Annotated in this window: 17 protein-coding genes; 10 read left to right on the top strand and 7 right to left on the bottom strand. The window is 38.0% G+C overall.

Annotated elements, in window-relative coordinates; translation table 11 throughout:
• Window positions 1–123 precede the first annotated feature (123 nt).
• The 4 genes from cmk to ABD682_RS11755 all read right to left on the bottom strand — a co-directional run bounded on the left by cmk (window position 124) and on the right by ABD682_RS11755 (window position 5,251).
• Window positions 124–834, bottom strand: a complete 711-nt coding sequence (gene cmk / locus ABD682_RS11770; protein ID WP_344741598.1) for a (d)CMP kinase — start codon at window positions 832–834, stop codon at window positions 124–126.
• Between the two features lie 21 nt (window positions 835–855).
• Window positions 856–1,875, bottom strand: a complete 1,020-nt coding sequence (gene porQ, locus ABD682_RS11765; RefSeq protein ID WP_344741596.1) for a type IX secretion system protein PorQ — start codon at window positions 1,873–1,875, stop codon at window positions 856–858.
• A 105-nt stretch (window positions 1,876–1,980) separates the two neighbouring features.
• Window positions 1,981–4,431 carry an endopeptidase La gene (gene lon / locus ABD682_RS11760; protein WP_344741595.1) on the bottom strand — a complete coding sequence of 817 codons (2,451 nt, stop codon included), beginning with the start codon at window positions 4,429–4,431 and terminating at the stop codon, window positions 1,981–1,983.
• 169 nt (window positions 4,432–4,600) lie between these two features.
• Window positions 4,601–5,251, bottom strand: coding sequence for a rhomboid family intramembrane serine protease (locus ABD682_RS11755; protein WP_344741594.1), 651 nt, complete (start codon window positions 5,249–5,251; stop codon window positions 4,601–4,603).
• A gap of 62 nt (window positions 5,252–5,313) precedes the next feature.
• On the opposite strand from ABD682_RS11755, the gene ABD682_RS11750 reads away from it, so the two are divergent.
• Complete coding sequence (locus tag ABD682_RS11750; RefSeq protein ID WP_344741593.1) at window positions 5,314–6,201, top strand: lysophospholipid acyltransferase family protein; 888 nt, start codon at window positions 5,314–5,316, stop codon at window positions 6,199–6,201.
• A 502-nt stretch (window positions 6,202–6,703) separates the two neighbouring features.
• Here ABD682_RS11750 and glmM read toward each other — a convergent pair.
• On the bottom strand, window positions 6,704–8,092 hold the full coding sequence (glmM, locus tag ABD682_RS11745) for a phosphoglucosamine mutase (protein ID WP_344741591.1): 1,389 nt from the start codon (window positions 8,090–8,092) through the stop codon (window positions 6,704–6,706).
• A gap of 74 nt (window positions 8,093–8,166) precedes the next feature.
• Here glmM and ABD682_RS11740 point away from each other — a divergent pair, with 74 nt between their 5' ends.
• The 8 genes from ABD682_RS11740 to ABD682_RS11705 all read left to right on the top strand — a co-directional run bounded on the left by ABD682_RS11740 (window position 8,167) and on the right by ABD682_RS11705 (window position 20,973).
• Window positions 8,167–8,766, top strand: coding sequence for an acyl carrier protein phosphodiesterase (locus ABD682_RS11740; RefSeq protein WP_344741589.1), 600 nt, complete (start codon window positions 8,167–8,169; stop codon window positions 8,764–8,766).
• Entirely contained in the window at window positions 8,763–10,454 is a 1,692-nt protein-coding gene (gene ggt, locus ABD682_RS11735) for a gamma-glutamyltransferase (RefSeq protein WP_344741587.1), read from the top strand. The genes ABD682_RS11740 and ggt overlap by 4 nt, the downstream gene beginning before the upstream one ends.
• Before the next feature lie 75 nt (window positions 10,455–10,529).
• Window positions 10,530–11,246: a hypothetical protein gene (locus ABD682_RS11730; protein WP_344741585.1), complete on the top strand. Its 717-nt coding sequence runs from the start codon at window positions 10,530–10,532 to the stop codon at window positions 11,244–11,246.
• A gap of 106 nt (window positions 11,247–11,352) precedes the next feature.
• Window positions 11,353–14,184 carry an excinuclease ABC subunit UvrA gene (gene uvrA, locus ABD682_RS11725; RefSeq protein ID WP_344741584.1) on the top strand — a complete coding sequence of 944 codons (2,832 nt, stop codon included), beginning with the start codon at window positions 11,353–11,355 and terminating at the stop codon, window positions 14,182–14,184.
• Between the two features lie 19 nt (window positions 14,185–14,203).
• On the top strand, window positions 14,204–14,893 hold the full coding sequence (locus tag ABD682_RS11720; RefSeq protein ID WP_344741583.1) for an LOG family protein: 690 nt from the start codon (window positions 14,204–14,206) through the stop codon (window positions 14,891–14,893).
• Between the two features lie 117 nt (window positions 14,894–15,010).
• The gene (locus ABD682_RS11715; protein ID WP_344741582.1) at window positions 15,011–17,842 is read left to right on the top strand and encodes a gluzincin family metallopeptidase; all 2,832 of its coding nucleotides are present in this window, start codon (window positions 15,011–15,013) and stop codon (window positions 17,840–17,842) included.
• 161 nt (window positions 17,843–18,003) lie between these two features.
• On the top strand, window positions 18,004–20,415 hold the full coding sequence (locus ABD682_RS11710) for an alpha-ketoacid dehydrogenase subunit alpha/beta (protein WP_344741581.1): 2,412 nt from the start codon (window positions 18,004–18,006) through the stop codon (window positions 20,413–20,415).
• Between the two features lie 78 nt (window positions 20,416–20,493).
• Window positions 20,494–20,973: a hypothetical protein gene (locus tag ABD682_RS11705; RefSeq protein WP_344741580.1), complete on the top strand. Its 480-nt coding sequence runs from the start codon at window positions 20,494–20,496 to the stop codon at window positions 20,971–20,973.
• On the opposite strand, the gene ABD682_RS11700 is transcribed toward ABD682_RS11705, so the two are convergent.
• Entirely contained in the window at window positions 20,974–21,261 is a 288-nt protein-coding gene (locus tag ABD682_RS11700; protein WP_344741579.1) for a hypothetical protein, read from the bottom strand.
• Window positions 21,233–22,183 carry a peroxiredoxin family protein gene (locus tag ABD682_RS11695; protein WP_344741578.1) on the bottom strand — a complete coding sequence of 317 codons (951 nt, stop codon included), beginning with the start codon at window positions 22,181–22,183 and terminating at the stop codon, window positions 21,233–21,235. Before ABD682_RS11695 ends, ABD682_RS11700 begins: the two co-directional genes overlap by 29 nt.
• A 143-nt stretch (window positions 22,184–22,326) precedes the next feature.
• Here ABD682_RS11695 and pheT point away from each other — a divergent pair, with 143 nt between their 5' ends.
• Entirely contained in the window at window positions 22,327–24,753 is a 2,427-nt protein-coding gene (gene pheT, locus ABD682_RS11690; protein ID WP_344741577.1) for a phenylalanine--tRNA ligase subunit beta, read from the top strand.
• The last annotated feature ends 19 nt before the right edge of the window (window positions 24,754–24,772 follow it).

Raw genomic sequence — 24,772 nt, 5'->3', positions numbered from 1 at the left:
ATTCTTGACTATTCGCAAAAAGGAGTGCAAAATTAAATATTTTAAATTAATAAACCTAATATGAAGTTAGATTTTAAATTATTGATTTTTAAGCACGTAAAAAGGAAGTCGTTTTATTGAGATTTAAGAACCTCGTTCCTTGCTTTCTATGGTCTTTTTTACAAGGTTTAAAACAGTATTGAATTGGTCTTCCAGGCTCAGATTAGAGTTATCGATTTCTACAGCATCTTCAGCTTTAATTAAAGGCGAGTCTTTTCGATTTGTATCAATATGGTCGCGGTCTTGCACATTTTTAAGAACTTCCTCAAAACTGACATCATCTCCACGTTCTTTCAACTCATCATAGCGTCTCCTGGCACGAGTTTCCGCAGAAGCGGTCATAAAAATTTTAAGATCTGCCTCAGGAAAAACGACGGTACCAATATCTCTACCATCCATAACCACACCTTCGTTTTCTCCCATTTGACGTTGGTATTGAACCAGTTTTTTTCGCACCTCCGGCGTTGCAGCTACTTTACTGACCAAATTAGATATCGCCATGGTCCGGATGGCTTTTTCTACATTTTTATCATTCAAATACATTTCTGCAAATCCTTTTTTGGGATTGAATTTGAAAAATAAATGAATGTCATCTAAGGCATCAATAAGCTTTTGTTTGTTAAAATGCTCAGGTGAAATCATATTATTTTGAACGGCATAAAGCGTCACCGCACGATACATAGCTCCGGAATCAACATATACATAGCCCAAATAATTGGCAATCTGTTTTGCCACCGTACTTTTTCCTGTAGAAGAATAGCCGTCGATGGCTATGGTAATTTTAGTTGTGTTCATGCTGATGCAAAAATAGGTATTCTATTGTAAATCCAACTGCAATCCGAAGAAGTTTGCATTTGCCGCACTGGTGTATTTGGCGTGGGTGTAACTAAAACGGAGTTTATTCATTTTGATAGAAAATCCGGCAGATAACCCGGAGAAATTACGTTGATCTATAATTTTTAATTCCTCACCCCTTCTGAAATTATAACCTAATCGAATATTGAAAGCGCCATCCGGGAATAATTCTGCTCCCAAAATAGTATGACGAATGACCTGGCCTAAAAAGCCGACTTTTTCTGTTGATTGATTCCCACCCAGATCGCTTGTACTTCGTGCGTGGTTTGGTCGGGCAATAGGCCAATCTTGAAGATTTTCAAAAGTGACGTGCCAACGAATGGGTACATGCTCCAAACGTTGCGACATTCCAAAAGCGACTTCAAACGGTAAGAGTTCTCTTTGACCCGCATAGGTGGTGATTTGAGTTCCCAGATTTCTCAAAACTAAAGCCGCATTGAAATCCAGATCTTCATTGATATATAACAAGCCGAGATCTGTTGCAACTCCAAAAGAGCTGTACTGTTCTAATTTGGAGGTGATCAATTTTATATTTGCTCCGGCATAAAAATCAGAATAGCCCAGTTGTATGGCATAGCCAAAAGAAAGGGCTGTTTCGCTTCCTGTGAAAGTTCCAGTCGCATTACCTTGTTCATCATAACCATCAAAACTTCCATAATTCACATAACTGATACCGGCATGAAACGTTTGCGTTCGTCTGTCAAAAGTATAAGCATATGCCGCGTTCCCATAACTAATACCTCCTAAATAACTGGAATAGTTGAGAGCCAGCTGATTGTCCATGTCTACATTGATAGTAGCAGGATTATAGAGGGCCTGAGTAACATCATAATCTACATTGGTAAGCACCTTACCACCAAGCGCTGCCTGCCGTGGAGAAACAACCAAGTTAAGAAACTGGTAGGTAGCCTCACCCCCAACCTGTGCAAAGATTGCAGTACTAAAAAGAATAAAAAGCCAAGTCGTAATTTTTCCGGACATACACTACAAAGAAAGTAAATCTATCTTTAAACGAATTGTCATTTCTTTTATTTTAATCCATAAAAAAACCCCGATTAATTCGGGGTTTCATTATGCGAAAAAAAATTATAGTTTCTTGGCATGTTTTACCTTCTGATCGGTAATGGCGAATTTTATAACTTCACTCATATCAGAGACATAATGGAAGGTTAAACCTTTCAGATAATCTTGCTTTATTTCCTCGATATCTCTTCGATTCTCTTCGCACAACAAGATCTCTTTGATCTTAGCTCGTTTAGCCGCCAAAATCTTTTCTTTGATACCACCAACAGGCAGCACTTTACCTCTTAGCGTTATCTCACCCGTCATCGCAATATTCTTCTTCACTTTTTTCTGAGTGAACAAGGACACTAATGACGTAAGCATGGTAACCCCGGCACTCGGACCATCTTTAGGCGTTGCACCCTCGGGAACGTGAATATGCACATTGTAATTTTCAAAAACTGAAGGATCAATACCGAATTCCTGAGCATTCGACTTAATATATTCCATCGCGATAGTAGCCGATTCCTTCATTACCTTACCCAGGTTACCGGTAATGGTTAAATTACCTTTACCTTTAGAAAGCGTTGATTCAATAAATAATATATCACCGCCAACACTCGTCCATGCCAACCCTGTAACTACACCGGCAACATTATTATTCTCGTATTTATTGCGTTCCATTTTTGGTCCGCCAAGCACTTCAATAATGTCGTTATTGGTTATCTTAACATTATAATCTTCCTCCATCGCAATATTTTTGGCCACATAACGCACCATTTTAGCGATCTGCTTTTCCAGAGCTCTCACTCCCGATTCTCGGGTGTAACCTTCTACTATTTTTTCTAATTGTGGTTTTCCTATTTTCAGGTGACTTTCATCAAGACCGTGCTCTTTTAATTGCTTAGGCAGTAAGTGTCGTTTCGCAATTTCTACCTTTTCTTCTATGGTATAACCTGAAACATTTATGATCTCCATACGATCCAGTAAAGCCGGCTGAATCGTTGACAAACTATTACAAGTTGCGATGAACATTACCTTGGACAAGTCATAACCCATTTCCAGGAAGTTATCGTAAAATTCGCTGTTCTGCTCGGGATCAAGAACCTCAAGCATAGCAGAAGACGGATCACCTTGATGTGAATTAGACAGTTTGTCGATTTCATCCAAAACAAATACCGGGTTTGAAGTTCCCGCTTTTTTCAAACTTTTAATGATTCGTCCCGGCATCGCACCAATGTATGTTTTACGATGACCTCGAATTTCAGCTTCATCACGTAAACCGCCTAAAGACATACGCACATACTCACGCCCTAAGGCCTCAGCTATGGATTTCCCTAAAGAAGTCTTACCAACACCCGGAGGACCGTAAAGGCACAAAATTGGCGATTTCATATCGTTTCGTAACTTCAATACTGCCAGATATTCTATAATACGACGCTTCACATCATCTAAACCAAAATGATCACGATCGAGAATTTTTCTTGCACGTTTTAAGTCGAATTTATCCTTGCTGAATTCGTTCCAGGGCAATTCAAGGAAAAGTTCTAAATAATTTCGTTGTATTGAATATTCTGAAACCTGCGGATTCATACGCTGCATTTTGGATAACTCTTTATCAAAATGCTTCGCTACCTTCTCATCCCATTTTTTGGATTTGGCTTGTTTTCGCATGTCCTCGATCTCAGCATCATGACTTACACCACCCAATTCTTCCTGAATGGTTTTCATTTGCTGATGCAAGAAATACTCACGTTGCTGCTGACTCATGTCGTTCTGAACTTTCGACTGAATATCATTTTTAAGTTCCAGTTTTTGAAACTCAACATTCATGTATTTCAGGGTTGCCAGTGCACGTTTTTTGAGATCGTTCGTTTCTAAAAGGGATTGCTTTTCAGAAACGGTTAAATTCATGTTTGACGACACAAAATTCACCAGAAACGAATTACTTTCAATATTCTTGATAGCAAAGGAAGCTTCCGTTGGAATATTCGGGCTCTCCTTAATAATTTGAAGCGCTAGATCCTTTATAGAATCAATAATAGCTGAAAACTCCTTGTTTTTCAATGTAGGACGCGCCTCAGGTAAATCCTGAATAGTTGCCGTCATATAAGGCGATTCAGAAGTAACCTCATCTATTTTAAAACGCTTTTTACCTTGAATTATAACTGTTACATTTCCATCAGGCATTTTAAGAACGCGAAGAATACGGGCCACAGTACCAATGTTATAAATTTCATTAGCTGATGGATTCTCTACCGTTTCATCTTTTTGGGCCACAACCCCAATCACTTTGCTGCCTTTATTGGCGTCATTAATCAATTTTATCGATTTATCACGCCCAGCAGTTATCGGGATAACCACACCTGGAAATAACACCGTATTTCGCAACGATAAAATGGGAAGCGTTTTTGGTAAATCTTCATTATCTATAGCCTCTTCATCTTCTGGAGTCATTAAAGGAATGAGTTCTGAATTTTCATCAAACTCCTCTAATGACAAACTGTCAAATGATATAATATTAGATTTTTTCATATATAATTTTAAGTCAATCTGTCATCAAAACAGACTACTGCTTTTAAATTTGGGATTCTTAAATTTAGTTTAAATTACTGAAAAACAAATATTTACTAATAAAACCTTGTTTCTCGTTACTATACTAGGTCAATTCCTATGCCACAGTGTTCGTGCTTTTTTAAGAACACTAAAGCTGGCCTGTTTTCTTCAAAATGAAAAGTAAAATAATAGGAATAGAAAGTAGGCCGATCATTAATAAATCGGTTTCAAAGAGGCTTGGTTCCGCTATTAAAGTAATAACAAAACCGCCAATGGCACCACCAAAATGGGCATCATGACCAATATTACCAACACGTTTCTTCATACCATAAATAGAATACAACAAATAGCCAATACCAAAAATATATGCCGGAATGGGAACCGGGATAAAAAAGAAGTAAAGACTCATACCCGGCTGCAGTAAAATGGCCGAATATAAAATACCTGTCACCGCACCACTAGCACCAACGGCACTGTAATAATATTCATCCTTATGAAAATAAAGCGACAATAAACTGCCCAGAATTAAACTCCCCGCATAAATGAGGATGAAATGAAAGGGATCAAGCAATTGGATAACAATGTCTGCAAAGAAATAAAGAGTGATCATGTTGAACAATAAATGCTGCATATCGGCATGTAAGAACCCCGAGCTGAACATTCTAAATTGCTCTCCCTGGCGAATTGGTCCTACTTGAAATTTATATTTTTCAAAAAAACCAAAATCATTAAACCCTTTTAAGGAAACCAAAACATTGGCCGCGATAATAACAATAGTGATGATACTTAAATTAGTCATAAGGTCTAGAGGTTTAAAATCTATTTAATATATCTTTGCGCCTACAAAGCTAAAATTATTTCATGCAATTTCTAGCCTATATTTTGGTTTATCCGTTTTTGTGGTGTATTTCCATATTACCTTTTCGGTTGCTATATGTGTTTTCAGATGGTGTTTATCTTCTATTGTATCATGTTATTGGTTACCGTAAAAAAGTGGTTACTCAAAACTTAAAATTGGTATTCCCTGAGAAATCAGAAGCAGAGATCATGGCGATTCGTAAAATATTCTACATGCATTTATGCGACATGTTCCTGGAGATGGTCAAGACCATGAACATTTCAAAGAAGGAGCTTGAAAAAAGGTTTAAAATTAAAAATCCAGAAGAATTACGTCGTTTGGAAGCCCTCAATAAAAGTATTGTGTTAATGTACGGGCATTATGCCAGTTGGGAGTGGTCTATCCAAATTCAAAATCTTATCAAGTTTGGTGGATTCGGTGTTTACAAAAAACTAGCCAATCCTTATTTTGATAAATTGGTTCGTAATATCAGGTCCAAGTATAATACGGCACTACTAGGCACAAAAGAAGCCATCCAAAGTATAAAACAAAATGAGAAAAAAGGTATAAAAGGAGTTCTGGCCTTTTTAAGCGATCAGTCTCCGCGACTCACCAGTCAGGTTTACTGGAGCAAATTTATGAATATTGAAGTGCCTTGTTTTACCGGTGCAGAACGTCTGGCTAAAGAATTGGATCTTACGATTGCCTACCTTAAAGTTACTAAGGTAAAACGCGGATTTTATGAAGGTGAAATCATAACCTTGAGTGAAACACCGCGGAAATACGATAATTACGAAATAACCGAGATGTTCTTGCGCGAAGTTGAAAAACAGATCTACGAAGCGCCGGAATACTATTTCTGGACACATAAGCGATGGAAACATCGCGGGAAGAAGCCTAATCAGAAATAGATTGTCATTTAAAGCCAAGCGAAGCAATCTTTAAATAGATTCCTGCCTGCGCAGGAATGACATATAACATTCATTGGCACGATCCATCCATGATTGTCATTCCCGCGAAGGCGGGAATCTCCATAAACAACATAGTCTTCAATTTTTTTTGGGCGTTACCCCTCCTTCGTCGAGGTCGGGCTTTCCGCAGTCGCGCTTTGCAAGGCGCTCCAACAATGCTACAATCCCTGCCTGCCGGCAGGCAGGCCTAACGCGAGTGCTGTAATAATGATAGTAACAAAGCAATCTGTTTCATAAGATTACCACGTTACTCCACGCCACGTTATGAGAAATTTTACCGTCGTTGCGAGCAAAGCGAAGCAATCTTTTAATTTGGATTTCCAATCGTGAGATTACCACTTCACTGCGTTCCTCGTAATGACGTTTCCTTTTCATCATTGCGAGCAAAGCGAAGCAAACTGTTTCATAAGTTTACCTCGTCACTCCGTTCCTTGTAATGACCTTAAGATTTAGCAATCTCCCCTAATTCCTCAATAAAACGATCTGCCAGATCATCAGCTTCCTGTTGCGATTTCGCCTCCGTATAAATACGAATGATCGGCTCAGTATTACTTTTTCGAAGATGCACCCAACTCTCAGGAAAATCTATTTTAACCCCATCAATAGTGGTGAGTTTTTCATTTTTATAGCGTTCCTGAATCGTTTTTAAAATTCCGTCAACATCCAATTCAGGTGTGAGTTCAATTTTCTTTTTACTCATAAAATAATTTGGATATGTTGCCCGTAATTCGCTAACGGTCATATTTTTATCTGCCAGTAAGCTTAAGAATAAACCAACACCAACAAGAGCATCACGACCATAATGTGCTGCAGGATAAATAATACCGCCATTACCTTCGCCACCAATAACGACCTTATTTTTCTTCATAAGATTTACCACGTTCACCTCGCCTACCGCACTGGCTTCATAAGTTCCACCATATTTTTCAGTAACATCACGCAGGGCTCTCGTAGAACTCATATTGCTTACGGTATTTCCCGGTGTACGGCTCAACACATAATCGGCGCAAGCCACCAAAGTATATTCTTCGCCAAACATGTTCCCGTTTTCATCCATAAAAGCCAAACGGTCCACGTCTGGGTCAACCACAATACCAAGGTCTGCTTTATGTTTTTTAACAGCCTCTGAGAGATCGGTAAGGTGTTCCTTTAAAGGTTCAGGATTATGTGGAAAACGACCATTAGGTTCGCAATATAATTTGATCACATCAACACCTAAACGGTCTAAAAGTAAAGGAATAGCAATACCTCCGGTAGAATTCACACCGTCTACAACCACTTTAAAGCGTGCTTCTTCAATGGCTGTGACATTAACCAAATCCAAATCTAAAACCTCGATAATATGAAGATCGATATAAGCTTTGTTCTTGGTGATTTTCCCTAAACTATCTACATCAGCGAAGTTCATGTGATCACTCTCAGCGATTTCTAAAATCTTACCACCTTCAACGGCATCCAGAAACTCTCCTTTTTCATTGAGAAGCTTCAAAGCATTCCATTGTTTCGGGTTATGGCTCGCCGTTAGAATTATCCCGCCGTCGGCATGTTCCAGGGTAACAGCTACTTCCACTGTTGGTGTTGTAGATAAACCTATATCCACAACATCGATTCCCATGCCAATGAGCGTATTCATTACCAAACTTTGCATCATTTTACCCGAGATTCGGGCATCTCTACCAACAACCACACGATAATGCTCCTTGTTTCTGTATTGTTTCAGCCAAACCCCATAAGCCGCCGCAAATTTTACGGCATCAATAGGTGTTAAATTATTACCAACGGAGCCACCAATGGTTCCTCTTATTCCGGAAATCGATTTAATTAATGTCATGCTTTTTAAAAATAATAAGCAAATATACAATTCCAAAATTGTATTTCTTATCATGGAATTCGTAAATTTCAAGGATGAATTATTTAGCACATATTTATTTATCCGGTGATGACGATCTTATAACGATAGGCAATTTTATGGCCGATGGCATCAAAGGTAAACACTACAAAAAATACCGAAAGCGGTTGCAAATTGGCATTTTATTGCACCGCCATATTGATACCTTTACAGACGCTCATGATACCGTTAGGAAAAGTACCAAACGTTTGCATTCTAAATACGGGCATTATTCCGGAGTGATCGTTGATATTTTATACGATCATTTTCTGGCTAAAAACTGGAATCAATACTCTGAAATTGCTTTAGCGCCTTATGTTGATAATTTTTATGATTCCCTGGAAAACCATTATGACCTTCTACCGGATCGCATTCAAAAAATGATGCCTTACATGATGACCGATAACTGGTTACTAAGCTATGCGTCTATTGAAGGGATCTCGCGGGTTTTACATGGGATGAATCGCAGAACCAGAAACAGATCCGGGATGCACCAGGCGGTGAATGAACTGGAAACCTTTTATGATGATTTCGAATCAGAATTCACCTATTTTTTTGAAGAACTTAGACACTTTTCAAAAGAAAAATTAAACGAATTAAACCAAAAAATGATATGAAAAAGCTGAGCTATTTATTGGCGGTAATCCTATTGTTCTACACGTGTAAGGCTCCTGAAAAGAAGCCTCATGAATTCGGACTCGTTACAAATCATGCCATGGTGGTATCTGCTCGTGAAGAAGCCTCAAAAATAGGATCTGATATCCTACAGCAAGGTGGTAATGCCTTTGATGCCATGGTAGCAACAGGATTAGCCTTGGCGGTATCCTATCCTTTTGCAGGTAATCTTGGTGGCGGCGGTTTTATGGTTTACAGACAAGGCGATGGAACTGTTGGAGGTCTAGATTTTAGGGAAAAAGCACCGCTTTTAGCAACTAAAAAAATGTATCAGGATGATGACGGAAATATCATTCCCAACAAAAGTACTTTAGGATCCATGGCTATTGGCGTTCCCGGTAGTGTAGCAGGACTATTTGCCGTACATGAAAAGTTTGGATCCCTTCCTCTGGAAACTATCTTTAAACCTGTTATAGCTTTGGCTAAACGTGGTGTGATAGTAAGTTCAAAACAAGAAGCCCGGATAAAAAAATACCAACCTGAATTCAGAAAGGTAAATACAGACAGTATTCCGTTAGAAAAACAATGGAAAACTAATGATACCATTAAATATCCGGTGTTAGCCAATACCCTTCAAGAGTTACTTGAAAAAGGCAAAGATGAATTTTACAAAGGTGAAATGGCTGAAAAACTTGTGAATTTTATTAAGGAGCAAGGTGGTATCATATCGCTTGAAGATATGGCAAAATACGAGGTTAAATGGCGTAAACCCATTGAATTCAAGTATGATGGATTGAAGATTACTTCTATGTCACCTCCATCCAGTGGCGGCGTTTGTTTGGCTGAAATTATGAAAATGATCGAACCTTACAACTTAGACGACTATGGCCATAATTCGCTGAAATCAATTCAAGTGATCACGGAAGCAGAGCGACGCGCATTTGCAGATCGCAACTACTTTTTAGGCGATCCGGATTTTGTGAAAATGCCCATCGCCACACTAATGGATGACGACTATTTAAAAGAGCGCATGTCCAATTTTTCGTTCAAAAAAGCAACGCCTTCCTCTGAAGTATCACATGGTAATATTGAAATTGTTGAAAGTAATGAAACCACCCACTACTCCATTGTTGATCAGTTTGGAAATGCCATTTCCGTTACAACCACCCTGAATGGTGCTTATGGCTCTAAACTTTACTGTTCCGACCTTGGTTTTTTCCTCAATAACGAAATGGATGATTTTAGTAGTAAACCGGGAACTCCAAATATGTTTGGTTTAATAGGTGCCGAAGCCAATAGCATTGCCCCGGAAAAACGGATGTTGAGTTCGATGACCCCAACTATTGTGGAAAAAGACGGAAAATTATTCATGGTTGTAGGTTCACCCGGTGGTTCCACAATTATTACCTCTGTGTTACAAACAATCCTTAATGTTCATGAATTCGATCTCACCATGCAGGAAGCGGTAGATGCTCCTAGGTTTCATCATCAATGGTTACCTGATGAAATTATGTTTGAACCCGAGAGTTTCGATCCTGAAATTATAAATCAACTTCAAAAATTGGGTTATAAAACCAATGAAAAGGATGCGCCGGTAATTGGAAAAGTCGATGCTATACGTATTTTACCTGATAATAGGTTAGAAGGAGGTGCAGATCATCGAGGAGATGATGCCGCTGTCGGTTTTTAAATTTTTTCCTTTATTAACTAAATAGTATTTAATATTTTACATCCTTATTCGAGCTGTTAATCAAGCTTTTAATCTATGAGCGCAAAAAAAACATTAAAAATAATTGGAGGCATTTTGGTTTTCTTAACCTTGCCTAGTTTATTGCTGTTCGGTTTTCTATATTTTAAATATGATGAAGATCTTCCGCAAGGTATTTCAGGTGAACAAGCTGATGTTGTCGCGCAAAAAATGCTCGAAGCCCTGGATTATAAGGCTTTTGAGGATACCGCTGTAATTGAATGGACCTTCAAAGGCAGGCGCCACTATAAATGGAATAAAGAAAAGCACACCTGCGCTGTGGAATGGGAAGATTACAAGGTGGTTTTGGATTTAAGACATCATGAAAAAAGCAAAGCTTTCGTGCATGGATTTACGCTAGAAAGTGAACTGGCAAAGAAATACATCGCCAAAGCGCTTAAATACTATAACAACGACTCCTTTTGGTTGGCTGCTCCTTACAAAGTATTTGATCCCGGAACAGAGCGTCAGAAAATTGATTTACCTCACGATCAAACGGGTTTGTTGGTAACTTATACCTCCGGCGGAACGACTCCCGGCGATTCCTATTTATGGCTGTTAGACGAAAACTACAATCCAACTGCTTTTAAAATGTGGGTTTCTATATTACCTATTGATGGTTTAGAGGCCAGTTGGAACGATTGGACTACAACAGAAACCGGAGCCATATTACCAACATTTCATAAATTTTTAATCTTCGGAATTCAAAATTCATACATCAAAACCAGTTTCTAAAACGTTTCCTTAAAATTTCTGTTTTTTCAAAGGATTATCTCAAACCCAAATCAAACTTCACAACTTTTTAACACTTAAAATTGTACCTTTGCACTTTTGCTGATTTATGACCCAATTTGATGAATTTATCGAAGTAAAAGGTGCCCGGGTTCACAACCTCAAGGACATTGACGTTTCCATTCCTCGGGAGCAATTAGTTGTGATAACTGGACTTTCAGGTAGCGGAAAATCTTCGCTGGCATTTGATACTATTTATGCTGAAGGACAACGTCGTTATATCGAGACCTTTTCGGCTTATGCCCGTCAGTTTTTAGGAAGCCTGGAACGACCGGATGTTGATAAAATTGATGGCTTATCCCCAGTGATCGCCATCGAGCAAAAAACAACAAGTAAATCGCCTCGTTCCACCGTTGGAACTATAACGGAGATCTACGATTTTATGCGATTACTTTTTGCCCGTGCCAGTGACGCTTACAGTTACAATACGGGTGAAAAAATGGTGAGCTACAGCGACGAGCAAATCAAAGAACTAATTCTTCAGGATTTTGAAGGAAAACGTATTAATATTCTGGCACCGGTTGTTCGTTCACGTAAAGGTCACTACCGTGAGTTATTTGAACAAATAGCCAAACAAGGTTTCGTTAAAGTACGCACAGACGGAGAAATAAAGGATCTCGTAAAAGGCTTAAAACTAGACCGTTATAAGACTCATGATATTGAGATCGTTATCGATCGTTTGAAAGTTGATAATTCCAAAGACAATGAAAAACGCCTTGCTGAAAGCATTAATACAGCCATGTACCACGGCGATGATGTTTTATTGGTAATTGATCAAGACACACAAGAAAGCCGTTATTTCAGTAGAAATTTAATGTGTCCGAGTACCGGAATTTCATACCCTAACCCGGAGCCAAATAATTTCTCTTTCAACTCTCCAAAGGGTGCCTGCGATCACTGTAACGGTATTGGAGAATTATATGAGGTAAATATTAATAAGATCATACCGGATGATTCGCTTTCCATAAAAAACGGAGCTTTGGCACCACACGGGCCGGAGAAAAAGAGTTGGATCTTCAAACAATTGGAAACCATAGCACAACGCTATGATTTCAAAATGACCGATCCTTTTAAAGAAATTCCTGAGGAAGCCAAACAAATGATCTTATTTGGAGGGAATGAAAAATTCTCTGTAGAAAGCAAAACGCTGGGTGTAACCCGAAACTATAATATAGAGTTTGAAGGCGTTGCAAATTTTATTGAAAACCAATATAAATCGGCTGAAACAACATCATTGAAACGCTGGGCAAAGAATTACATGGATAAAATTGAATGTCCCGTTTGTGAAGGTACCCGACTTAAAAAAGAATCTCTTTATTTTAAAATAAATAATAAAAATATTGCTGAGTTAGCCCAACTCGATATCATCGAACTATTTGACTGGTTTAATGAATTAAACGAACACCTCTCAGAAAAACAATTAAAAATTGCTGAAGAGGTTTTAAAAGAAATCAAGACCAGATTACAATTTCTACTTGATGTTGGTTTGGATTATTTGAGTTTGAATCGTAGTTCAAAATCCTTATCAGGCGGTGAAGCACAGCGTATTCGTCTGGCAACCCAGATTGGTTCGCAACTTGTTGGTGTACTTTATATTCTGGATGAACCGAGCATTGGTTTACATCAGCGTGATAACGATAAATTGATCAACTCTTTAGTTTCCTTAAGAGATATCGGGAATTCTGTGATTGTTGTGGAACATGATAAGGACATGATCGAACGGGCCGATTACGTGATCGATATTGGTCCGCGTGCCGGCAAACACGGTGGTAAGATCATTAGCATTGGTTCACCAAAGGAATTGAAAAGTCATGATACTTTAACTGCAGACTATTTAAATGGAACAAAGGAGATTGAGGTCCCTAAAACACGACGCGAGGGCAACGGCCATATTCTGGAGCTAAAGGGCTGTACAGGAAATAACCTTAAAAATGTGTCTGTAAAATTTCCATTAGGAAAAATGATAGGGGTCACCGGAGTTTCAGGAAGCGGAAAATCAACATTGATCAATGAAACGCTCTACCCTATTCTGAATGCGCATTTCTTTAATGGCGTAAAAAAACCGATGCCTTATAAAAGTATCAAAGGTTTAGAACATTTGGATAAAGTGATCGATATCAATCAATCGCCCATCGGAAGAACACCCCGTAGTAATCCGGCAACGTATACGGGAACCTTTAGTGAGATTCGCTCGCTATTTGCCAAAATACCGGAAGCTATGATTCGAGGTTATAAACCGGGACGCTTCAGTTTTAATGTTAAAGGGGGACGTTGTGAAACCTGTCAAGGCGCAGGAGTTCGGGTAATAGAAATGAATTTTCTGCCGGATGTGTATGTAGAATGCGAGACTTGTCAGGGAAAACGCTTCAATCGGGAAACATTAGAGATCCGTTATAAAGGAAAATCGATCAGCGATGTTTTGGATATGACGATCAATGAAGCCGTTGAATTCTTCGAACACATTCCAAAAATTCACCGGAAATTAAAAACGATTAAAGACGTTGGTCTGGGCTACATTACTTTAGGACAACAGAGCACAACCTTATCCGGTGGTGAAGCACAGCGTATAAAACTCGCTACCGAACTCTCCAAACGCGATACAGGAAATACTTTTTACATCCTTGATGAACCTACTACAGGCTTACATTTTGAAGACATCCGTGTTTTGATGCAGGTTTTGAATAAACTGGTTAATAAAGGTAATACGGTGCTGATTATAGAACATAATTTAGACGTTATAAAAACCGTAGATCATATCATTGATATTGGCTACGAAGGCGGAAAAGGCGGCGGAAAGATTATTGTTGAAGGCACCCCGGAAGATGTTGTAAAACATAAAAAAAGTTACACGGCTAAGTTTTTGCAAAAAGAATTACATTAGCATAAAATGAAATAATATCATGAGAGGAGAACACCATCCAAAAGGTTGGAATGAGATCAAAACCAATGATGCCTGGGCTATTTTTAAGATCATGGGCGAGTTTGTTTACGGTTTTGAGAATATGAGTAAAATTGGACCTTGTGTGTCCATTTTTGGTTCAGCCAGAACCAAACCGGAACAAATGTATTATAAGCTTACAGAAGAAATTGCCAAAAAGATCGTGGAAGCCGGTTATGGTGTCATAACAGGCGGTGGCCCCGGTATTATGGAGGCGGGTAACAAAGGCGCTCACCTGGGCGGCGGCACATCAGTAGGACTTAATATTGAACTTCCGTTTGAGCAGCATGATAATCCGTATATCGATCATGATAAAAGTTTGGATTTTGATTACTTTTTCGTTCGGAAGGTCATGTTTGTAAAGTATTCACAAGGTTTTGTGGTTATGCCCGGAGGTTTTGGAACTTTGGATGAATTATTTGAAGCGATGACCCTGATTCAAACACATAAAATTGAAAAATTCCCCATTATTCTGGTGGGATCTGATTTTTGGAAAGGTTTAATGGATTGGGTTAAAAATACCTTATTAACCGCTAACAATAACATCAGCGAAAAGGATCTGGATCTGATTCATTTAGTAGATACTTCCGATGAAGTTATTGAAATCCTGAACGCATTCTACGATCAGTCCGGTTTAAGTCCAAATTTCTAAATTGTATTTAAATCATCTTAGCAATAATGTTAAGCTCCGATAAATTGAAATATCCTACAACTTATTTCATTATATTGCGAAGCCTTAAAACAAGTTCACCTAAATCGTTATTCTAAGTTGAAATCACGCCTGTTTATTTTTTCTCTGGTTTTCCTTGTAAACTATATGAGCTTCGGTCAGAATAAAATCGACCTGAAAGCAGATTTTAATGTACGGGATCATACCATAAAAATCAAACAGCGCATCGTATACCAAAATACCTCTGAGAAAACGCTGGACACTATCTATTTGAACAATTGGCCGAATAGCTATGCTACCAAAAAAACAGCTTTAGCCACACGTATTGCCGATGAGTTTATTAATGATTTTCATTTGGCAAAAAATGAAGATCGCGGCTATTCTGTGGTAACCTCCATGACACAGGATAGTGTTCCTGTAGATTTTAAACCTTTAAAAGATCAGATCGATGTTCTCAAAGTTGTTCTGAACAAACCTGTTAAACCCGGTGAAAGTTATACCCTGAATCTGGCGTATGTGGTCAAGGTTCCTAATAGTAAATTTACGAGTTATGGTGTAACAGATATAGGTGATTATAATTTACGGTATTGGTACATTACCCCAGCGGTATTCGACGGTTCCTGGCATTATTACAGTAATAAAGGTCTGGATGATCTTTATATTCCAAAAGCGGATATTGACCTTGAAGTTAATTATCCTGAATACTATGATCTCACTTCAGAATTGGATAAGGTTAAAAACAGGGTTCGCGACAGTGTAAAAACACAGATTTTAACCGGAAAAGATCGTATCAGTACTAAATTATTCCTTAATAAAGAGCCAAAATTCAACCGCATAAAAGGTGATGATTTTTCTCTGATATCCAGTATTTCTGATACCGAGTTGGATGTTTTGGATAAAGTTTTAATTACGGAACGTATCAGTAAATTTTTGTTTCAAAATTTCGGACAATATCCCTTCAATAAATTATTGGTAACCCAAATTGATTATGATAAAAACCCCATCTACGGACTCAATTTCTTGCCTAAATTCATAAAACCCTATCCGGATCATTTTCAATATGAATTAAAAGTATTGAAGATCGCCCTGCACAATTATTTAGAGAATACACTGCTTTTAAACCCCAGAAAGGAACAGTGGTTGTTAGACGGTATACAAATGTTCTATATGATGAACTACGTTGATGAATTTTATCCGGATATGAAATTCCTTGGGTCGATTGCTGATTTTTGGGGCGTGCGCTCATTTCATGCAGCGGATATGCGTTTCAATGATAAATATGTTTTAGGTTTTATGTTGATGGCACGAACCAACCGCGATCAGCCGCTCAATATGGCGAAGGATTCGCTTCTGAAATTCAATAATAATATCGCGAATAAGTACAAGGCTGGTGTTGGGTTTAAATACCTCGATGATTTTATAAACAGTGATACTTTAGAAGCTGCTATTGAAGACTTTTTGTACTATCACAAATTAGAACCAACCTCCACAAAAGAATTCGAAAGTTTTTTAAAATCGCGAACCAAAAAGAATATTGATTGGTTTTTTGATGATTATGTGAATAGCCGAAAGAAAATCGATTTTAAGATTAAAAGCGTTCGAAAGACCGAAGATTCCATTACGCTAACCATTAAAAACAAACGAGAAAACAAAGTACCGGTTTCCCTTTTTACGCTTCGCAATGATACCATAGTTTCAAAACGCTGGATCGAAGCCATTGACTCCTCCAAAACCATCACCATTCCAAGGGAAAACGCTGATAAACTTGTACTAAATTACAATAAAGTTATTCCTGAAATTAATTTACGAGATAACTGGAAATCCCTGAAAGGTTTCTTTTTTAACAACAAACCGCTTCAAGTTCGGGTATTTCAAGATGTTGAAGATCCTTATTACAACCAATTATTCTTCATGCCTGTAATTGAATTCAGAAACATTTATGACGGTTTAACACTTGGCCTTAGAGCGTATAATAAAACCTTGCTTCATAAAAGATTGAATTATAAACTGGAACCCAAATACTCCCTTCAATCTAAATCCATTACCGGTTCAGGTTTTGTTTCAATGACGCATTATCTTGAAAATTCAGATCTATACGATGTTACTTATGGTCTTGGCTTTGGTTATTCTTCTTACGCTAAAGATTTGTTCGTGCGGCAATTTGCTCCAACGGTCAAACTTTATTTTCGTGAAGCTGATGATTTCAGATCGAATAAACGCCAATTGGTTTCCCTACGTTATGTTGATATTCACCGGGACAAGGATGTTAACAACATTCTTACTAAAAATGAACCTAACTATGGCGTATTCAATGCGCGATACATTTATTCCAATGATAATTTGATTCACTTTAATAAATGGTATACAGATTTTCAGCTGGGGCATAAATTCAGCAAACTATCTTTTACTTATGAATACCGCCGTTTGTTTGAGAACAACCGGCAATTAAATATGCGCTTATTTACAGGATTTTTCCTGAAAAACGATAATCCACTAGACTCCGATTACTTTAGTTTCGCACTAGACCGACCAACCGATTATTTATTTGATTACAATTATTTAGGACGATCAGAGGCTTCCGGAATCTTTAGTCAGCAGTATATTGATGCTGAAGGTGGATTTAAATCGAAATTGGAAACACCATTTGCCAATCAATGGATTAGTACTTTGAACGTCAGTACGACCTTATGGAAATACGTTTTAATGTATGGTGATCTGGGCGTTGTGAAAAATAAATTTAACGATCCTTTTATTGCCTACGATTCAGGAATTAGAGTGAATTTGGTAACAGATTATTTTGAGATCTATTTCCCTGTTTATTCGAATCTAGGTTGGGAAATCAGTCAGCCTAATTACAGTCAAAAAATAAGATTTAAATTCACGGTAGATCCTCAAGTCCTATTTGGATTATTCCGTCGTCGTTGGTACTAAATATTTAATTAATTTCAGTAAAATGACAGTTTAAATGTATAATTCATAATATTTTTTCGTTAAATTCATAATAATTAATTATAGTCTAAAAATTAGTGTCTAATAACTATTGCAAAAACGATAAAGATTAAGTACTTTTGCACGAGCCAAAGCATAACAAAATGCAAGACTTACCAGATTTGAAAAATAACCTTTCTTTTGAAGATTTTAAGACGGAAGTTTTAAATGATTATAAAACTGCTGTACGAAGCCGTGAATGTAGTCTTTTAGGACGTCGGGAAGTACTCACAGGAAAAGCGAAATTTGGAATTTTTGGTGATGGTAAAGAAGTGCCACAGTTAGCCATGGCGAAAGCCTTTATTAAGGGTGACTGGCGCTCCGGATATTACCGCGATCAAACCTTTATGATGGCTATTGGCGAATTAACACCGGAACAGTTCTTCGCCGGTTTATATGCTGATACCGATCTGGAAAATGAACCGATGTCGGCCGGTCGTCAAATGGGAGGTCATTTTGCTACCCATAGCCTGAACGATGATGGCACCTGGAAAGATCTTACCAAGCAGTACAACTCCAGTGCCGATATTTCTCCGACAGCCGGACAAATGCCGCGGTTATTAGGTTTAGCGCAAGCATCAAAACTGTATAGAAAACTCAAAGATCTGAACGCCTCAAAATTCTCGGATAAAGGGAATGAAGTTGCCTGGGGCACAATTGGTAATGCGAGCACCAGTGAAGGTTTATTTTTTGAGACCGTGAATGCCGCAGGAGTTTTGCAGGTCCCCATGGTTATTAGTGTTTGGGATGATGAATACGGAATTTCCGTTCCGGCCAAATATCAAACTACAAAAGAAAATATTTCAGAGGTTCTTAGTGGTTTTCAACGTACAGAAAATGAAAAAGGCTTTGAAATCCTTCGTGTAAAAGCCTGGGATTATGCCAATCTTATAGAAACCTATCAGGAAGCAGCCACGATTGCTCGAGAAGAGCATGTCCCTGTATTGATTCACGTTACGGAAGTCACACAACCTCAAGGACATTCTACATCAGGATCTCATGAGCGTTATAAAAGTCCGGAACGTCTGGAATGGGAAAAGCAGCACGATTGTAATGCTAAAATGCGTGAATGGATGATCCAGACGGGTATTGCCGACAATGAAACGATTACCGAAATTGAACGCCATATCAAGCGCGAAGTTCGTGATGCCAAGAAAAATGCCTGGAACACGTTTTTAAAACCTATAATTAAAGAACGTCAGGAAGTTACTGGTCTATTAAGTAGTTTGGCCTCTAAGAGCCCAAATGGTGTATTTATTAAAAAATTAAAAGAAAGTCTGGCTGGTATTGATGAGCCAAACCGAAAAGATATTTTTTCTCACGGAAGAAAAGCGCTTCGTTATGTTATTGGAGAAAATTTACCGGAGAAAGAACAATTAAAGTCGTGGTTAAATAAGACTTACGAGGTTGTTGAGCCTAAATTCAGTTCTCATTTATACTCAGAGACCAACAGATCCAATATTTTAATTAAAGAAGTGAAACCGGTTTACGATGCTGATGCGGCTTCGGTAGACGGGAGAATCATTCTTCGAGATAATTTTAAAACCCTGTTTTCAAATCATCCTGAAGCACTAATATTTGGTGAAGATACCGGAAACATTGGTGATGTGAATCAGGGATTAGAAGGCTTACAGGAAAAATTTGGCGCACTTCGCGTAGCCGATACAGGAATTCGTGAAGCTACAATTATTGGCCAGGGTATCGGTTTGTCACTACGGGGCTTCCGCCCTATTGCAGAGATCCAATATCTGGATTACCTGATGTATGCGCTTCAAATTATTAGCGATGATCTGGCCACAACACACTACCGCACCAAAGGAAAACAAAAAGCGCCCTTAATTGTGCGAACGCGTGGACATCGTCTGGAAGGTATCTGGCATTCCGGGTCTCAAATGGGAGGTATATTGAATTTAGTTCGCGGAATTCATGTTCTGGTTCCTAGAAATATGACTAAAGCTGCCGGTTTTTACAATACCTTAATGCAAGGTGATGATCCGGCCTTGATCGTAGAATGTTTGAATGGATATCGTTTAAAAGAAAAAATGCCTTCAAATTTAAGTGAGATAAAAACACCTATTGGCGTTGTTGAAACTTTAAAAGAAGGTAGCGATATTACGGTAGTTTCTTATGGTTCTACTTTACGTTTGGTTGAAGAAACGTCAAAAGATCTGACTGCGGCAGGCATTGATATTGAAATTATCGATGTTCAATCCTTGTTACCATTCGATCTTAATAAAGACATACTTAAAAGTACCCAAAAAACAAATCGTCTCATTATTATTGATGAAGATGTTCCTGGAGGTGCCTCTGCCTATATTTTAAATGAGATTTTAAATAAACAAAACGCCTATAAATATCTTGACAGTCAACCTAAAACCTTAACAGCGAAAGAGCATAGACCTGCATATGGTAACGATGGAGATTATTTTTCTAAGCCTTCGGCGGAAGATATATTTGAAACGATCTACGCGATGATGCATGAGGTGAATCCGAAAGATTATCCTAAGTTACGCTAGGCTGTTTTAAAAACAAATTATAGAATAACCATTGTACTTGCAATGGTTTTTTTATTTTTATTCAAATTGAATTTTTAAATGAAAGCAGCGTCCATACGAGATATTAAAAAAGAACTTACTACACTTACCGCTCAGGAATTGCAGGATTTGTGTTTACGATTAGGACGCTTTAAAAAAGAAAATAAAGAGCTCCTCTCCTATTTATTATTTGAATCTTTTGATGAAGACGCTTATGTGGAAAGTATTAAAGGATATATGGATGAAAGCTTTGAAACGATTAATACAGCCAGCTTTTTTTATATCCGAAAATCCGTTAGGAAGATCCTGAAAAATGTAAAAAAGTTTATTCGCTATTCTCAAAAAAAGGAAACAGAAGTGGATTTACTGCTCTATTTCTGTGAAAAACTCCGCGATTTTAAACCTTCAATACAGCGCAGTTCACAATTGCGGAATTCATACAACCGTCAATTGCTTTTGGCGAAGAAAGTTTTAAAAGGTTTACATGAAGATCTACAATTCGAATTCGAGGAAAAACTTGAATATCTAAAACCTCTTTGATTACTCGTTCAGGAGATCAGTTACAAAACTTTTGAATTCTCTCTTGAAATCCTCATATTTTTCGCCTGTTGCCGGTCCGTTGAATCCCGTATGAATTTTTCTTACTGTTCCCGTTTTATCCAAATAGATCAGTGTTGGATAAGACAAAATATGATTCAGCATGGGTAATTTTTTATTCGCTTCATTCTTATTGCTTGAGCCTATTTGCGCTAACAATACAGGATAAGTGATTCCTGTATTTTCCTTTAATCTTTTGATATTATTGAACAGCTTCCTCAGTTTTAGCATATTCAAAGGATAGCGCTACGATTTCAATATCCCTGGACTTATTCTCAGTATAAAAATCTGCTAAAAACCGACTTTCATCCAAACAATTCGGACACCAGGTTCCCATAATTTGAACCAAAACAACTTTATTTTCAAATCGAGCATCCGACAAACTAACCTCATTCCCATCAGCGTCAAGGAACGTAAAATCTATGGTTTTATATCCCGGTTTTAAGAACGTTAGGGAATCGGCGTCCGGTAATTCGAACGTACCATTTCGCCAGGCGGTAAAAGGTTCTTTCCAATGGTTTCCCGAATAAAACATCCCATGAATACTATCTTTAGTTATTTTTCCTGTGAACAGGAATGCATGTGATCCATCAAAAGTTGATAACTTCAATTGATCGCCATCTACCACACCATCCAAAAACCGGTAATCTCCGGTTGTAGTTCGAAAAGTACCTACAATTTGACTTCCGCTTTGCGAAAAAATACCTTTGGCGATATAACTATTTTCAGCTTCATGCGGACTAAAAACAGTTTCCCAATTACCTGAAATATCAAACTCGGGCTTATTTTTCACGGTAAATCGCACGGAATCACGTTGGGCTTCAAAAGGTAGTGAACGTTTTAAACTGGGTGTGATAAAGTTTCCTTTCAGCATATTATCCTTCAGCTTTGCTGCAATAAAACTTTCAAAAACAGGCATTTGAATAAAAACAGAATCATTTCGATAAGTAATATCTTCAACTTTAACCGTTTCACCGGCATTAAATATACTTAAGGTAGAATCTGAGGTTACTTCAAAAATAAAAGGCATATCATTATCGTCTTGTGCCTTAAAAACACCTCGGTAAGTGCCTAAAGTAAGGGTTTCTGACTTTGGGCTTTGCTGACAACCAAGAAAAATAAGACCAATTAATACGGACAAGAAATACCTCATAAACTATGTTTTTAAAAAAGAAGGTCTAAATAACAACAATAGCGGCACAAATAAAAAGGATTAAAAGGATTTTTTATTTTGGCTTTATTTGAATGCTAACACCTTTATTTTATCTTTGCCGATAAATCCAAGGACTACGATTTATGAAGATTTCTTACAACTGGTTAAAACAGTTTTTAAAAACAGATTGGACCGCCGAACAAACCAGCGAATTATTAACAGACCTGGGGCTTGAAGTAGAAGGACTAGAACTGTATCAATCAGTTAAAGGCGGCTTGGAAGGTGTTGTTGTGGGGCATGTTTTAACTTGTGTGAAACATCCTAATGCCGATAAATTAAAATTAACTACCGTAGATATAGGAGCCAACGAGCCGGTTCAAATCGTATGTGGCGCTCCCAATGTTGCTGCAGGACAGAAAGTGCCTGTGGCTACCATAGGAACCACCTTATACAATGAAGAAGGCGAACCCTGGACCATTAAAAAAGGAAAGATACGAGGCGAGGAGAGTCAGGGGATGATCTGTGCGGAAGACGAATTAGGCCTTGGCACCTCACATGCCGGTATTATGGTATTGGATGCCGACCTTGTACCCGGAACACCTTGTGAGGAGATTTTTAAAATTGAAAACGATCGTGTTTTTGAAATTGGTTTAACACCCAACCGAGCCGATGCTATGAGCCATTTTGGAGTAGCTCGCGATCTGAAAGCCGGACTATTGCAAAAAGATATCAATCTGGAACTTATAACACCTTCTGTGAGTGCCTTCCGAGTGGATAGCCGCATTTTGAAAATGGATGTGGATGTTTTGAACAAAGAATTAGCACCACGTTATTGCGGCGTTACCATTTCCGGATTAAAAGTAAAAGAATCACCAGAATGGCTGCAACACCGTTTAAAAGCTATAGGATTAACACCAATAAATAATGTTGTAGACGCTACAAATTATGTGTTACATGAACTCGGCCAGCCTTTACATGCCTTTGATGCTAATAAAATTTCAGGGAATACCGTAGAAGTGAAAACTTTAAAATCGGGTACAAAATTCACAACATTGGACGGTGTAGAGCGTGAATTACACGAAGACGACCTCATGATCTGTGATGCTGAAAAACCCATGTGTATCGCCGGTATTTTTGGTGGTGAACATTCCGGTGTTACAGAACAAACTACTAGTATTTTTCTTGAAAGCGCTTATTTTAACCCGGTAAGCATTCGTAAAACTGCCAAACGTCATGGATTGAATACAGACGCCTCTTTCCGCTTTGAGCGTGGTATCGATCCAAATATTACAGAATATGCCTTAAAACGTGCTACTTTGCTTATCCAGGAGGTTGCCGGTGGAGAAATTACGAGTGATATTGTTGATATTTATCCTAATAAGATCAAAGATTTTGAGGTTCGATTGAGTTTCGAAAATGCCAAAAACCTTATTGGTGAAGAGATTCCAAAGGAAACCATAAAACAGATATTAACCTCTTTGGAAATCAAGGTTAATAACGTTACTGAAACCGGCCTGGGATTAACTGTTCCGGCATATCGAAATGATGTACAGCGAGAAGCAGATATTATTGAAGAGATCCTTCGCGTTTATGGATATAATAATATTGGAACCACTGAAAAACTCAATGCGTCCATTTCCAGTACAACGCGTTTTGAAGATTATAAAATTCAAAATATTGTTGCTAATCAATTGGTATCACAGGGCTTTTATGAGATACTCTCCAATTCGCTAACAACACCAAATTATATCGCTCTTAGCGACAGTTTGAAAGAAGACTACAACATTAGCATATTGAACCCGCTGAGTAACGATCTCTCTGTGCTGAGACAAAGTTTATTGTTTTCCGGTTTGGAGACGGTTAGCTTCAACATTAATAGAAAACGGAATGATCTAAAACTTTTTGAATTCGGTAAGACCTATCATAATTATAAAGAAAGTCGAGAAGAATTCAAGCATTTATCCCTATTTGTAACCGGTGATCTCCATCAGGAAACCTGGACTGATCCAAATAAAAAAGGAGATTTCTTCTATTTGAAAGGTATTGTTAATAGTATGCTGGAACGCCTGGGTGTTTCCAGATTTAAGGAATATCCGGTTGAAAATGATGTTTTTAGTGAAGGTTTATCGCTTCAGTTAGGAAAAACCAAACTTGTTGATTTCGGTATCGTTAAGAAAACCGTATTAAAACACTTTGATATTAGTCAGGAGGTTTTATATGCAAACGTATACTGGGATGCGATATTGGATATTGTGAAACGCAACAAAATTACCTTTAAACCAATTACGAAATATCCTGAAGTACGTCGTGATTTTGCATTATTGGTGGGCGATCAGGTTACGTTTGAATCGATTTACAACATCTCCAAACAAACCGAAAAGAAATTATTAAAAGCAATCAATCTATTTGATGTGTACCAGGGTAAAAATTTACCAAAAGGTAAAAAAAGTTATGCGGTAAGTTTTACGTTTCAGGATGAGACCAAGACCCTAACAGATAAGCAGATAGACAAGATTATGCAGAAATTACAAAGCAATTTCGAAAAACAGCTTGGCGCTGAATTACGGTAATCATAAGTTTTTCTTATCA

Source organism: Gaetbulibacter aestuarii (assembly GCF_039537665.1).
Lineage (GTDB): Bacteria > Bacteroidota > Bacteroidia > Flavobacteriales > Flavobacteriaceae > Gaetbulibacter_A > Gaetbulibacter_A aestuarii.
The sequence above is the reverse complement of the archived record's forward strand: the minus strand, read 5'-3'. Positions and strand labels throughout refer to the sequence as shown.